Annotated in this window: 13 protein-coding genes; 5 read left to right on the forward strand and 8 right to left on the reverse strand. The window is 71.7% G+C overall.

What is annotated here, in order from left to right; genetic code table 11:
• Window positions 1–16 precede the first annotated feature (16 nt).
• Genes D7231_RS08220 through ctaC form a run of 3 tightly spaced genes read right to left on the reverse strand, consistent with a single transcriptional unit; the run spans window position 17 to window position 3107 of the window.
• The gene (locus D7231_RS08220) at window positions 17–415 is read right to left on the reverse strand and encodes a cytochrome c oxidase subunit 4 (RefSeq protein WP_120754280.1); all 399 of its coding nucleotides are present in this window, start codon (window positions 413–415) and stop codon (window positions 17–19) included.
• Window positions 412–2139 (reverse strand): aa3-type cytochrome oxidase subunit I, encoded by a 1728-nt coding sequence (ctaD, locus tag D7231_RS08225; RefSeq protein WP_120754281.1) that lies wholly within the window; start codon window positions 2137–2139, stop codon window positions 412–414. Before ctaD ends, D7231_RS08220 begins: the two co-directional genes overlap by 4 nt.
• Window positions 2136–3107 carry an aa3-type cytochrome oxidase subunit II gene (gene ctaC / locus D7231_RS08230; RefSeq protein WP_030364642.1) on the reverse strand — a complete coding sequence of 324 codons (972 nt, stop codon included), beginning with the start codon at window positions 3105–3107 and terminating at the stop codon, window positions 2136–2138. Before ctaC ends, ctaD begins: the two co-directional genes overlap by 4 nt.
• 279 nt (window positions 3108–3386) lie before the next feature.
• On the opposite strand from ctaC, the gene D7231_RS08235 reads away from it, so the two are divergent.
• Window positions 3387–4775, forward strand: a complete 1389-nt coding sequence (locus D7231_RS08235; protein ID WP_120754282.1) for a cysteine desulfurase/sulfurtransferase TusA family protein — start codon at window positions 3387–3389, stop codon at window positions 4773–4775.
• A 66-nt stretch (window positions 4776–4841) separates the two neighbouring features.
• On the opposite strand, the gene D7231_RS08240 is transcribed toward D7231_RS08235, so the two are convergent.
• Window positions 4842–5816 (reverse strand): carbohydrate kinase family protein, encoded by a 975-nt coding sequence (locus tag D7231_RS08240; RefSeq protein WP_120754283.1) that lies wholly within the window; start codon window positions 5814–5816, stop codon window positions 4842–4844.
• Between the two features lie 162 nt (window positions 5817–5978).
• Between D7231_RS08240 and D7231_RS08245 the strand changes: the two genes are divergently transcribed.
• A complete protein-coding gene (locus D7231_RS08245; protein ID WP_120754284.1) occupies window positions 5979–6194 on the forward strand; it encodes a hypothetical protein in 216 nt (71 codons plus the stop codon).
• Between the two features lie 139 nt (window positions 6195–6333).
• Window positions 6334–7863, forward strand: a complete 1530-nt coding sequence (locus D7231_RS08250) for a hypothetical protein (protein WP_120754285.1) — start codon at window positions 6334–6336, stop codon at window positions 7861–7863.
• A 95-nt stretch (window positions 7864–7958) separates the two neighbouring features.
• Here the strand turns inward: D7231_RS08250 and D7231_RS08255 are convergent, their stop codons facing one another.
• A complete protein-coding gene (locus D7231_RS08255; RefSeq protein ID WP_030364637.1) occupies window positions 7959–8315 on the reverse strand; it encodes a HesB/IscA family protein in 357 nt (118 codons plus the stop codon).
• 247 nt (window positions 8316–8562) lie between these two features.
• On the opposite strand from D7231_RS08255, the gene nadA reads away from it, so the two are divergent.
• Window positions 8563–9750, forward strand: a complete 1188-nt coding sequence (gene nadA, locus D7231_RS08260; RefSeq protein ID WP_120754286.1) for a quinolinate synthase NadA — start codon at window positions 8563–8565, stop codon at window positions 9748–9750.
• Window positions 9751–9798: 48 nt separating this feature from the next.
• On the opposite strand, the gene D7231_RS08265 is transcribed toward nadA, so the two are convergent.
• Window positions 9799–10494 carry a response regulator gene (locus D7231_RS08265; protein WP_120754287.1) on the reverse strand — a complete coding sequence of 232 codons (696 nt, stop codon included), beginning with the start codon at window positions 10492–10494 and terminating at the stop codon, window positions 9799–9801.
• A gap of 21 nt (window positions 10495–10515) precedes the next feature.
• On the reverse strand, window positions 10516–11733 hold the full coding sequence (locus tag D7231_RS08270; RefSeq protein ID WP_194960969.1) for a bifunctional adenosylcobinamide kinase/adenosylcobinamide-phosphate guanylyltransferase: 1218 nt from the start codon (window positions 11731–11733) through the stop codon (window positions 10516–10518).
• Between the two features lie 139 nt (window positions 11734–11872).
• Here D7231_RS08270 and D7231_RS08275 point away from each other — a divergent pair, with 139 nt between their 5' ends.
• Window positions 11873–12082: a hypothetical protein gene (locus tag D7231_RS08275; RefSeq protein ID WP_120754288.1), complete on the forward strand. Its 210-nt coding sequence runs from the start codon at window positions 11873–11875 to the stop codon at window positions 12080–12082.
• Window positions 12083–12137: 55 nt separating this feature from the next.
• On the opposite strand, the gene D7231_RS08280 is transcribed toward D7231_RS08275, so the two are convergent.
• Window positions 12138–13205, reverse strand: coding sequence for a S1C family serine protease (locus tag D7231_RS08280; RefSeq protein WP_120754289.1), 1068 nt, complete (start codon window positions 13203–13205; stop codon window positions 12138–12140).
• Window positions 13206–13327 lie beyond the last annotated feature (122 nt).

Below are 13327 nucleotides of genomic sequence, written 5' to 3' on the forward strand. Positions count from 1 at the left end.
CGCAGGAGCGAGCTCCCTACTGGTTCTGGTTCTCGCCTCGGTAGAACTCGAACACCCAGCCGAAGAGGCCGACCAGGATGATCGGGGCCGAAAAGTACATCAGCCACCAGCCGAAGCAGATGCTCAGGAAGGCCAGGGCGCCACCGACCGCCAGGGAGAGCGGCTGCCAGCTGTGCGGGGCGAAGAAGCCCAGCTCGCCGGCGTCGTCGGCGACGTCCGCCTCCTTGTTGTCACCGGCGCCGGTGTCCACCCGGCGTGCGGTGAACGCCAGGTAGTAGCCGACCATGATGCACAGGCCGAAGGCCATGAAGAGGGCCGTCGTGCCGGCTGCCTCCTTCGACCACACGCCATAGACACACGCCATGGCGAGGATGAAGACGGAGAGCCAGATGAACATCTTGCCCTGGATCTTCACTTGCCGGCCTCCTTGCCACCCGCGAGGGCCTTCTCAGTCGCGAGGTTCTCTTCGAGCTCCAGGGCCGCGATCTCCGGGTGGTGCAGGTCGAACGCCGGGGATTCGGAGCGGATGCGCGGCAGCGTGAGGAAGTTGTGCCGCGGCGGCGGGCAGGAGGTCGCCCACTCCAGCGAGCGGCCGTAGCCCCACGGGTCGTCGACCTCGACCTTCTTGCCGTACTTGGCGGTCTTCCAGACGTTGTACATGAACGGCAGGATCGACAGGCCCAGCAGGAAGGAGCTGATGGTCGAGATGGTGTTCAGCGTGGTGAAGCCGTCGGCGGCCAGGTAGTCCGCGTAGCGGCGCGGCATGCCCTCGGCACCCAGCCAGTGCTGCACCAGGAACGTGCCGTGGAAGCCCACGAACAGCGTCCAGAAGGTGATCTTGCCGAGCTTCTCGTCCAGCATCTTGCCCGTGAACTTCGGCCACCAGAAGTGGAAGCCGGAGAACATCGCGAACACCACGGTGCCGAAGATGACGTAGTGGAAGTGCGCGACCACGAAGTACGAGTCGGAGACGTGGAAGTCCAGCGGGGGCGAAGCCAGGATGACGCCGGTCAGACCACCGAAGGTGAAGGTGATCAGGAAGCCGGTGGCCCACAGCATCGGGGTCTCGAAGGACAGCGAGCCCTTCCACATGGTGCCGATCCAGTTGAAGAACTTCACACCGGTCGGGACCGCGATCAGGAAGGTCATGAAGGAGAAGAACGGCAGCAGCACGCCACCGGTGACGTACATGTGGTGCGCCCACACCGTCACGGACAGACCGGCGATCGAGATCGTGGCCGCGATCAGGCCCCAGTAGCCGAACATCGGCTTGCGGGAGAAGACCGGGATGACCTCGGAGATGATGCCGAAGAACGGCAGCGCGATGATGTAGACCTCGGGGTGGCCGAAGAACCAGAAGAGGTGCTGCCACAGCAGCGCTCCGCCGTTGGCCGCGTCGAAGACGTGGGCCCCGAATTTACGGTCCGCCTCCAGGGCGAACAGCGCGGCCGCCAGGACCGGGAAGGCCAGCAGGACCAGGACACCGGTCAGCAGGACGTTCCAGGTGAAGATCGGCATGCGGAACATCGTCATGCCGGGCGCGCGCATGCAGATGATCGTGGTGATGAAGTTGACCGAACCGAGGATCGTGCCGAAGCCGGAGAAGGCCAGACCCATGATCCACATGTCGGCGCCGACACCCGGCGAGCGGACGGCGTCCGACAGCGGGGAGTAGGCGAACCAGCCGAAGTCGGCCGCACCCTGCGGGGTGAGGAAGCCGGCCACGGCGATGATCGAGCCGAACAGGTACAGCCAGTAGGCGAACATGTTCAGCCGCGGGAACGCCACGTCGGGCGCGCCGATCTGGAGCGGCATGATCCAGTTCGCGAAACCGGCGAACAGCGGCGTCGCGAACATCAGCAGCATGATCGTGCCGTGCATCGTGAACGCCTGGTTGAACTGCTCGTTCGACATGATCTGCGTGCCGGGACGGGCGAGTTCGGCGCGCATCAGCAGCGCCATCAGGCCGCCGATGCAGAAGAACGCGAACGACGTGACCAGGTAGAGCGTGCCGATGGTCTTGTGGTCGGTGGTGGTGAGCCACTTGACCGCATTGATACCGGGCTGCTTCTGGCGGACTGGCGGTGCTGCCGTGGCTGTCGCGGCGGCGGCACCCTGGGGTTCGTTGAGGATGCTCACTTGTTCTTGGTCTCCGCGTTCTTCGCGTGATCCGTCATCGCGATGCCCGCCGGCTGGTAGCCGGTCTGGCCCTTCGCCGCCAGCTCCTTCAGGTGCTGCTTGTAGCGCTCAGGAGAGACGACCTTGACGTTGAAGAGCATCCGGGAGTGGTCCTGGCCGCAGAGCTCGGCGCACTTGCCCAGGAAGGTGCCCTCCTTGTTCGGGGTCACCGTGAAGCTGTTGGTGTGCCCCGGAATGACGTCCTGCTTCATCAGGAACGGCACCACCCAGAAGGAGTGGATGACATCCCGCGAGGTCAGCACGAACTCGACCGTCTCACCCTTGGGCAGCCACAGCGTGGGGCCGGGGTTGTTGGTCTGCTCGTTGCGCGTGCCGGGGACGCCGATGTCGTAGACACCCTCCGCGCCCTGCGGTGCCTTCTTCAGGAACCGGTCCGGGATCGCGTCGAGCTCCTTGTTCTCCCGGAGCGGCTTCGCCGGGGTCGCGGCGTTGCCGTCGACGTCCTCCATGTAGTTGAAGGCCCAGCTCCACTGGAAGCCCACCACGTTGACGACGTGCTGGGGCTTCTCCGGGTTGGTCAGCAGCTTGTTCTCATCACGCGCGGTGAAGTAGAAGAGCACCGACACGATGATGATCGGGACCGCCGTGTACAGCGCCTCGATCGGCATGTTGTACCGGGTCTGCTGGGGCACCTCCACCTTCGTCCGGCTGCGCCGGTGGAAGATGACGCTCCAGATGATCAGGCCCCACACCAGAATGCCGGTCACGAGGGCGGCGGCCCAGGAGCCCTGCCACAGGGAGAGGATCCGCGGCGCCTCTTCCGTGACGGGAGTGGGCATTCCGAGGCGGGGGAAGTCCTTCGATGTGCAACCGGTAGCGGTCGCCAGGACAGCGCCCGCGGCCAGCGCCTGCAGCAGCTTCCGCCGCACCGGGCGCCGCGACGAGCGGTCGGAGCCGTTGGGACTCACGTAGCGCCTTCCCGAGAGTCTCGCCCGTGCGGCCGGCTGCGGCCGTCTCGCTGGTCGGTCGCCGGCCCGCTGCGGGCAGGGGTTTGGATGTTTATGCGGACCAAACCCTACTGGACGCTATTTGGGGCCGCGCGGGGAGGGTGCCCAACGCGCCGCGTCACTCCCCGAAGGGATGGAATCCACGGGTCCGGCCGCCGTCTGGGGGACCGTCAGACGGCTGCTGCGCAGGTGGGACGGTACGCGCGGAGCCGCCTTCCGGCGACGCGTTAGTTTCTGGGTGTGCCCTACTTCGACGCCGCCTCCGCCGCTCCCCTGCACCCCGTCGCCCGCCAGGCCCTGCTGGCCTCCCTCGACGAGGGCTGGGCCGATCCCGCCCGGCTCTACCGCGAGGGCCGGCGGGCCCGGCTGCTGCTGGACGCCGCCCGCGAGGCCGCCGCGGAGGCCGTGGGCTGCCGCCCCGACGAGCTCGTCTTCACCCCTTCGGGTACCCGCGCGGTCCACGACGGCCTCGCCGGCGCCCTGGCCGGGCGCCGCCGCACCGGCCGCCACCTGGTGGTCTCGGCCGTCGAGCACTCCTCCGTCCTCGCCTCGGCCGCGGCCCTGGAGGCGGCCGGCGGCAGCTTCACCACGGTGCCCGTCGACCGGGCGGGCCGCGTGGCGCCCGGGGCGTACGCCGCGGCCCTGCGCCCCGACACCGCGCTGGCCGCCCTCCAGTCCGCCAACCACGAGGTGGGCACCGAGCAGCCGGTGGCCGAGGCGGCCGAGGAGTGCCGGGCCGCGGGGGTGCCGCTGCTGGTGGACGCGGCGCAGTCGCTCGCGTGGGGGCCCGTGGCGAGCGGCTGGTCGCTGCTGACGGCCAGTGCGCACAAGTGGGGCGGCCCGTCGGGCGTGGGCCTGCTGGCGGTCCGCAAGGGGACGCGGTTCGCGTTCCAGGGCCCGGCGGACGAGCGGGAGTCGGGCCGGGCGCCGGGCTTCCCCGACCTGCCCGCGATCGTGGCGGCGGCCGCGTCGCTGCGGGCCGTGCGGCAGGAGGCGGCGGAGGAGGGCGCCCGGCTGCGGGCGCTGGTCGAGCGGATCCGCGAGCGGGTGCCCGCGCTCGTGCCGGACGTGGAGGTGGTGGGCGACCCGGTGCGCAGGCTGCCGCATCTGGTCACGTTCTCGTGTCTGTATGTCGACGGTGAGACGCTGCTGCACGCCCTCGACCGGGCGGGGTTCTCCGTCTCCTCCGGCTCTTCGTGCACGTCCAGCACTCTGGCCCCGAGCCATGTGCTCCAGGCGATGGGCGTGCTGTCGGAGGGCAACGTCCGGGTGTCGCTGCCGCCGGGCACGGCGGAGGAGGACGTCGAGCGCTTCCTCGACGTGCTGCCGGGGGTGGTGGCGTCCGTGCGGCAGCACCTGGGCGCGCCGGTCGCGCCGGCGCCCGCGGCCCGGACGGCTTCGGAGTCCGGGCTGGTGATCGACTCGCTGGGCAAGCGCTGCCCGATCCCCGTGATCGAGCTGGCCCGGGCGATCGGTGACGTGCCGGTGGGCGGTCTGGTGACCGTGCTGTCCGACGACGGGGCCGCGCGGCTGGACATCCCCGCGTGGTGCGACATGCGGGAGCAGGAGTACGTGGGCGAACGGCCGGCGGAGCGGGGCACGGCCTACGTGGTGCGGCGCCTCACGTGACCCCTGAGCAAAGCAGTACGCGACCCCTGCCCGGAGGGGGCGAGGGGTCGCGCACGGGAGCCGGGGTCAGGCCAGGCGCGCCTTGACCTCGGCGGCGGCCTCGTCGCCGTAGGCCTTGGTGAAGCGCTCCATGAAGTGGCCGCGGCGCAGCTCGTACTCCTGGGTGCCCAGCGTCTCGATGACCAGCGTGGCGAGCATGCAGCCCAGCTGGGCGGCGCGCTCCAGGGGCAGCTCCCAGGTCAGGCCGGCGAGGAAGCCCGCGCGGAAGGCGTCGCCGACGCCCGTCGGGTCGACCTTGGCCTCCTCCTGGGCGCAGCCGACCTCGATGGCGGGCTCGCCCGCGCGCTCGATGCGCACGCCCTGCGCGCCGAGGGTGGTGATGCGGGTGCCCACCTTGGCCAGGATCTCGTCCCCGGACCAGCCGGTCTTGGACTCGATGAGGGCCTTCTCGTACTCGTTGGTGAAGAGGTAGGTGGCGCCCTCGACGAGGACGCGGATGTCGTCGCCCTCCATGCGGGCCAGCTGCTGGGAGGGGTCGGCGGCGAAGGGGATGCCCCGGGAGCGGCACTCCTCGGTGTGGCGGATCATCGCCTCGGGGTCGTCGGCGCCGATCAGGACCAGGTCGAGGCCGCCGACGCGGTCGGCGACGGGCTGGAGCTCGATCTGGCGGGCCTCGCTCATCGCGCCCGTGTAGAAGGACGCGATCTGGTTGTGATCGGTGTCCGTGGTGCAGACGAAGCGCGCGGTGTGCAGGACCTCGGAGATGCGGACGGAGTCGGTGTCCACACCGTGCCGCTCCAGCCAGGCGCGGTACTCGGCGAAGTCCGCGCCGGCGGCGCCGACCAGGATCGGGCGCAGGCCCAGCAGGCCCATGCCGAAGCAGATGTTGGGGGCGACACCGCCACGGCGGACGTCGAGTTCGTCGACGAGGAAGGAGAGCGAGACGGTGTGCAGCTGGTCCGCCACGAGCTGATCGGCGAAACGGCCGGGGAACGTCATCAGATGGTCAGTGGCGATGGAGCCGGTGACTGCGATACGCACGGCGGTTCTGCTCCTGCGGGGGCGAGGCGACGGGTTTTGGACGAGCCACACCACGCTACCGGGTCCGGAATTCGCACCTGCATATAGTTTCGGCCATCGTCCGGACAAAATTACCAAATAGTAGCCCTTTCATCGTGCGTTGCGCGTGCATACGGTGCGCTTATGCCGAACCCTGTGAAGGACGTCACTTTCAACGAGTACGAGCCCGAATCGCTGGCGGAGCTGCGCGGGCTGTGCGCACGGATGTCCCCGCACTGGACGGGGTCCCCGGGACCGGGGAAGGCGGCCGCGGCGGTGCCGCCCTCGCTGATCAGGGGCGTCTCGGTGCCGGCCGGGTCGGCGCGGCTGATCGACGGGATGTCGGAGTACGGCGACTGACGCCGTACGGCGGCTGATGCTCCCTCTCCACCCGGCCGCGGCCGGGTGGAACCGCTCGCTCCTGTGCTCCGTCCAAGCCGCGTCCCCTTCCCGGGGGATGCAGCGCTACGGACATTGGGCGGAGTGAAGGAGCGATGTGGTGAGCACCGAGGGCGGCACCCCCGAAGGCAAGCAGCAGCGGAAGCGTTCACGGCTCGCGGTCGCCTCGGTGGCGGCGGCGGTGCTGCTGGCCGGTGGCGGCGGTGCGTACTGGGCCGCCACGGCGTGGGAGGACGACGGCGGCAAGGGCGGCAGCACGCCGGGCGGCGAGGGCTCCCCGCCGCCCCTGGCGCTGGACGCCCCGCCGGCCGGCGGGCCCACCGGGCCTTCGCAGGGCATCGCGGTGGGCGAGCCGGACCCCGGCGGCGTGCGCTACCGCGCCGAGGGGAAGCTGCCCGACGGGCCGCGGACGGCGGCGGTGCGGCTGCCGGAGGGCGAGGTGGGCCGGGCGGAGGTGGCCTCCCTCGCCGCGGCCCTGCACGTGTCCGGGACGCCGGAGCTGGAGGGGGACACCTGGCGGGTGGGCGGCCCGCCCGGGGCGGACGAGCCGGTTCTCCAGGTGGCCCGCAAGGGCCCGGGCAACTGGTCCTTCGCGCGCTTCGGGAGCATCGGCAAGGGGTGCGTGCATCCGCCGGGCTCGGGGCCGCGGACGGACCCCGCGGCCGACCTGTCCCCGGACAAGCCCGTGAGCTGCCCGCAGCAGGAGGGGCGGGCCGCGGATGGGCAGCCGCCCGTACCGGAGGAGAAGGCGAAGAGCGCCGCCGCGCCCGTCCTGAAGGCCCTCGGCCAGGACGACTCCAAGATCGACGCCTCGGGGCTCTTCGGCGCGGTGCGGACGGTCAACGCCGATCCCGTGCTGGACGGCCTGCCGGTCTTCGGCTGGCGGACGACGCTGGAGGTCGGCTCGGACGCCCAGCTCGTACGGGGCAGCGGCCAGCTCCAGACCCCGCCGAAGGGTGCGGTCTACCCGCTCGTGACGGCCGACGAGGCGCTGAAGGAGCTCAACAAGGGCGGCGGCACGGGTCAGCCCGCGATCGGCGGCTGCGCCTCCCCCGTCCCGCTCGGCGATGACGGCGCGAGCGGGGAGGGGCCGCGCGGCTTCGCGGTGCCCTGCCCGCCGAAGGCCCCGCCGCGCACGCCCGCCGTGGTGACCGGGGCGGCGCTGGGCCTGTCGGCGCAGTCGGTGGCCGGGCGGCAGTCGCTGGTGCCGTCGTGGCTGTTCCAGGTGCGTCTGCCGGGCGCGGAGAAGGAGGCGGCGGTCACCGTGGCGCAGCCCGCGGTGGACCCGGAGTTCCTGGTGCGGCACTCCCCCGGCCCGGGCCGCTCCGAGAGCCCGGGGAAGGGCACGCCGAGGTCGGTGCCGGTGCACGTGGAGTCGTACAGCGTGGACGGCAACAAGCTCGTCCTGCACTTCTGGGGCGGGGTGTGCCAGAACTACGCGGCCTCCGCCGAGCAGTCGGCGGCCGCGGTGACGGTCAAGGTCACCGGGACGGAGAAGCAGCCGGGCCGGCAGTGCGTGCTGATGGCGAAGAAGTTCGACGAGACGGTGACGCTGGACGAGCCGCTGGGCGACCGGAAGGTGGTCGACGCCTCGACCGGGGAGCCGGTGGCGCGGCAGCAGGAGAAATAGCTCTTCGCCGCCTCTTCACCGGATGGTGAATACCGCGAAGGCGGTGGCCCGTCGGTCGGGCCACCGCCTTCGCGGCAAGCGGTAAAGGTGACGCTTTAGCTGAAGGAGTCACCGCAGGCGCAGGAACCCGTGGCGTTCGGGTTGTCGATCGTGAAGCCCTGCTTCTCGATGGTGTCGACGAAGTCGATGGAGGCGCCGCCCAGGTACGGGGCGCTCATGCGGTCCGTGACGACCTTGACGCCGTCGAAGTCCTTGACGACGTCGCCGTCGAGCGAACGCTCGTCGAAGAAGAGCTGGTAGCGCAGGCCGGAGCAGCCGCCGGGCTGGACGGCGACGCGCAGCGCGAGGTCGTCACGGCCCTCCTGCTCCAGCAGGCCCTTGACCTTGGCGGCGGCGGCGTCGGACAGGAGGATGCCGTCGCTCACAGTGGTCTTCTCGTCCTGAACGGACATCTGCTTCACTCCCGGGTTTGGTGCGGACTGCTTGCCGTCGGCTGCAACCGCCGGACTCCCGGATTCATTCCGGGCCTGCTGCGGTGTTTTCCGCCTTTCATGCTCGCACACCCCGCGCCGGATCGGGAATGTGTCACATCGACGCGATCACCATCGTCAAACTGACGCGAAGCAGTTATGATAGATAACGTCATTTTGACGACAAGGCCCTTCCCGGCCGTCCCGCAGAACAGAAAGGGTGCGTGACGTGACCACCGCCCAGCCCTTGGACTTCCAGGCTCCCGCTCCCTCGCCGCTCGCGCTCCTGCTGCTCGGCCGCGAGGCCGACCCGAAGAGCGAGCGGGGCGTGGAGTGCCCCGGCGACCTGCCGGCGCCCTCCGACCCGGACCTGGTGGAGCGCGCCCGCGCGGCCAAGGCGAAGCTCGGGGACAAGGTCTTCGTGCTCGGCCACCACTACCAGCGCGACGAGGTCATCGAGTTCGCGGACGTGACCGGGGACTCCTTCAAGCTCGCGCGCGACGCGGCCGCCCGCCCGGACGCCGAGTACATCGTCTTCTGCGGCGTGCACTTCATGGCCGAGTCCGCCGACATCCTCACCACCGCCGACCAGCAGGTCGTCCTGCCGGACCTCGCGGCCGGCTGCTCGATGGCCGACATGGCCACCGCCGAGCAGGTCGCCGAGTGCTGGGACGTGCTGACCGAGGCGGGCGTGGCCGGGGTGACCGTCCCCGTCTCGTACATGAACTCCTCGGCCGACATCAAGGCCTTCACCGGCAAGCACGGCGGCACGATCTGCACCTCGTCGAACGCCGAGCGGGCGCTGAACTGGGCCTTCGAGCAGGGCGAGAAGGTCCTCTTCCTGCCCGACCAGCACCTGGGCCGCAACACGGCCGTCCGCGACATGGGGATGTCCCTGGACGACTGCGTCCTGTACAACCCGCACAAGCCCAACGGCGGGCTGACCGCCGAGGAGCTGCGCGGCGCGAAGATGATCCTGTGGCGCGGGCACTGCTCGGTGCACGGCCGCTTCTCGCTCGACTCCGTCAACGACGTGCGCGAGCGCATCCCGGGCGTCAACGTCCTGGTGCACCCCGAGTGCCGGCACGAGGTCGTGGCCGCCGCCGACTACGTCGGCTCCACGGAGTACATCATCAAGACCCTGGAGGCGGCCCCGGCCGGCTCCAAGTGGGCCATCGGCACGGAGCTGAACCTGGTCCGGCGCCTGGCGAATCGATTCGCCGGTGAGGGTAAGGAGATCGTCTTCCTCGACAAGACGGTGTGCTTCTGCTCGACCATGAACCGGATCGACCTGCCGCACCTGGTGTGGGCCCTGGAGTCCCTGGCGGACGGCAAGGTGGTCAACCGGATCGAGGTCGACCCGGAGGTGGCGGCGTTCTCGAAGCTGGCGCTGGAGCGGATGCTGGCGCTGCCGTAGCCGCAGCCGTGCCGGGGCCCGCGCGGGCGGGCCCCGCTCCCCGGGCGGCTAGTCCGTCCTCGGCCGGACCAGGCCCGACTCGTAGGCGATGACCACGAGTTGGGCCCGGTCCCGCGCCCCCAGCTTCGCCATCGCACGGTTGACGTGCGTCTTGACGGTCAGCGGGCTGACCTCCAGCCGCTCGCCGATCTCGTCGTTGGACAGCCCGCCCGCGACGTGCACCAGCACCTCCCGCTCCCGCCCCGTGAGCGCGTCCAGCCTGGCCGGCGGGCCGCCCTCCGGCCGCGCGGACTCCCCCGGCTGGGCCAGGAACCGCGCGATGAGCCCCTTCGTCGCCGCGGGCGACAGCAGCGCCTCCCCCGCCCGCGCCACCCGGATCGCGGCCAGCAGTTCCTCCGGCTCGGCGCCCTTGCCGAGGAAGCCCGAGGCGCCCGCCCGGAGCGACTGCACCACGTACTCGTCGACCTCGAAGGTCGTCAGCATCACCACGCGCACGTCCGCGAGGGCCGGGTCCGAGCAGATCGCCCGGGTCGCGGCCAGGCCGTCCATGCCGGGCATGCGGATGTCCATCAGGACCACGTGCGGGGCGTGCCGCCGGGCCAGGTCCAGGGCCTCCGCGCCGTCGGCGGCCTCCCCCACGACGGTCATGTCCGGCTCCGAGTTCACCAGGACGCGGAACGCGCTGCGCAGGAGGGCCTGGTCGTCGGCGAGCAGGACGCGGATGGGGCGGTCGGGATCAGCCATGGGACGTAAGCGTACGGAGCGTCAGCGCAGCGCGAGGGCCTGCCCCGCGACCACCAGCAGGACGTGCTCGCACTCCACGGCGACCCTCGTGTTCAGCCGGCCCAGCTCGTCGCGGAAGCGGCGGCCCGACGCCGTCGCGGGCACGACGCCCGAGCCCACCTCGTTGCTCACCAGCACCACCGTGCGCCGCGTGGCCCGCACGGCCGCCACCAGCTCCGCCACGCGCACGGCCAGGGCGTCCTTGCCGCCGTCGGCCCACGACTCGTCGTCCCACGCGCCGACGGAGTCCATCGCGTCGGTGAGCCACAGCGACAGGCAGTCCAGCAGCAGCGGCGGGCCGTCGGCGGCCAGCAGGGGTACGAGGTCGGTGGTCTCCGCCGTGCGCCAGGAGCCGGGCCTGCGCTCGCGGTGCAGGGCCACCCGCGCCGCCCAGTCGGCGTCCCCCGGGCGGGTGCCGCCCGTGGCCACGTAGAGCACGTCGGGGAAGGACTCCAGGCGCCGCTCGGCCTCCACGGACTTGCCCGAGCGGGCGCCGCCCAGCACCAGGGTGCGCCGGGGCAGGTCCGGCACCGCGTGGTAGTCGCCGACGACGAGCGTGGTGCCGTCGGGCACGGTGCGGGCGCCGGCCGCGGCGAGCTGCCGGTGCAGCTCGCGGCCGGGCGGCACGTCGTGGTCGAGGTGGACGGCGATCACGTCCGTCGTGGCCGTGATCGCGCCCGCGGCCCGCAGCCGGGCGAGGGCGTCCGGCCGGCCGACGGCGTCGAGCAGCACCATGTCGTAACGGACGGCCGGGGCGGCCCCGTGGCCCGGGCCGTTGTTCAGGCCGGCGGGGGCCGCGCCCGGCGGGAGGTAGAGCAGGCGCTCGCCGTCCGCGGCGGTCACCTCGTAGCCCGTGCCGGGGGCGTCCAGGGCGACCGCGCGGATCCGGTGGCCGCTGATCACGGCCAGTTCGCGGCCGTCGGGCACCCGGCCGGGCGCGGGCAGGCCCGCCGGGAACTCGACGGCGGGCCCGTCGTGCGGGTGGGAGAGCAGGACCTGCCGGACGCCGGCGATGGACCGGCCCGCGCGGGCGGCGGCGAACGCCGGGCCGGGGGTGAGGTCCAGCAGCAGCGCCCCGTCGACGAGGACCGCGGTCGCGGCCCGCGCCTCGTCGCCCACGGCGGTGGCACAGGAGGCGCAGGGGCAGTCGGGGCGCGGCAGCCCGTCGGGGGCTCCGGTGCCGAGCAGTGTCAGTTCCACGCACTGATCGTCTCGCGTCCGCGGGCCGTGAGCGCGCGGGGCTCACCCTTTCTCGCCGCCGACGGCCCGTTAGGCTGCGCGGCACAGCACGTATGCAGGACCCATCCGGCAGTTTCTCTGTGCGACTCAGGAGGCGGACATGGCGTGGACGTGGCGGTTCGAGGCGGCCGACGGGACCGAGGTGGCTCCGGCGGTGGAGCCGGAGGAGTTCACCACGCAGGGGGACGCCGAGTCGTGGATCGGCGAGGTGTGGAAGGAGTTGCTGGACGGCGGTGCCGAGAAGGTGACGCTGTTCGAGGACGAGTCGGAGATCTACGTGATGAGCCTGCGGGCGGCGGCCGAGGCCTGACGCGTACCAACTGCCTGCCGTCCCGTGCGGGGCGGCAGGCGGTTCCGTCCCGGTGTCACATCTCGCCGAGGGTGACCGTCGTGGTGCGGGCGGCGCCGTTGCGGTCGTAGGACACGTCGGTTCTGTCGCCGGGCCTGAGGCCCGCGAGCGCCTCGGACAGGGACTGCATGGTGGTGATGTCGGTCGTGCCGACGCGGGTGAGGACGTCCCCGGCCCGCAGCCCGGCCCGGTCGGCGGGCCCGTTCTGGTTCACGGAGACGACCTCGACGCCCGCGGGGGTGAAGTCGGGGCCGACGATGGTGCGTGCGGTGATGCCCAGTGCGGCGCGGCCGGAGTCGGTGACGCGGCCGCTCTTGACGATCTGCCCGGCGACCGTGCGGACGGTCGCGGCGGGGATGGCGAAGCCGATGCCGGGGGCGGCGCCCTGGCCGAGCTCCGGGTCGGTGGCGGCGAGCGTGGGAATGCCGATGATCTGGCCCGCGAGGTTGACGAGCGCGCCGCCGCTGTTGCCCGGGTTGATCGCGGCGGACGTCTGCACCATGTTCGCGATGGTGGCGCCCGTACCGCCGCCGGTACGGCCCTCGCTGACCGTGCGGCCGACGGCGGAGACGATGCCCTGAGTCACGCTGCTGGACAGGCCGAGCGGGTTGCCCATGGCGAGCACGATCTGGCCGACCTCGACCTTCGTGGAGTCGCCGAAGGTGGCGGGCTTGAGGGTCTTGGGGACGTCGTCGAGCCGGACGACGGCGAGGTCCTGCTCGGGGTAGCTGGAGACGAGCCGGGCGCCGACGGCTCCGCCGCCGGTGGCCAGGGTGACCTTGAAGGACTGCGCGGAGCCGACGACGTGGGCGTTGGTGACGATGTTGCCCTTGTCGTCGTAGACGACGCCGGAGCCGAGGCTGTCGCCCGCGGTGATCTGCACGACGGAGGGCAGGACGTCCTTGACGACCTTCTCGTAGGCGGCTTGCAGGTCTCCGGCGGAGCCGGGGACGGTGGGGGCGCCGGACGCGGCGCGTTCCTTCTGCGAAGGGCGGGGCGAGGTGGTGGAACAGCCGGCGGTCAGTGCCGCGGCGCAGACGACGGCGGTCACGAGAAGCGCGACGCGGGCGCGTGAGCCATCCATGTCTCGGAGTATCGCCCGCGGGCGCCACCGTGTCCCGGCCGATCCTACGAATGGGTGGTAGGGGGGTTCGCTCCCCGGGGCGGTTCGGCACCGCCGGTCACGCCGGTGGGGGTGACTCGCTG

Origin of the sequence: Streptomyces klenkii (genome assembly GCF_003626645.1) — a bacterium.
In the GTDB taxonomy this organism is placed as follows: Bacteria; Actinomycetota; Actinomycetes; order Streptomycetales; family Streptomycetaceae; genus Streptomyces; species Streptomyces klenkii.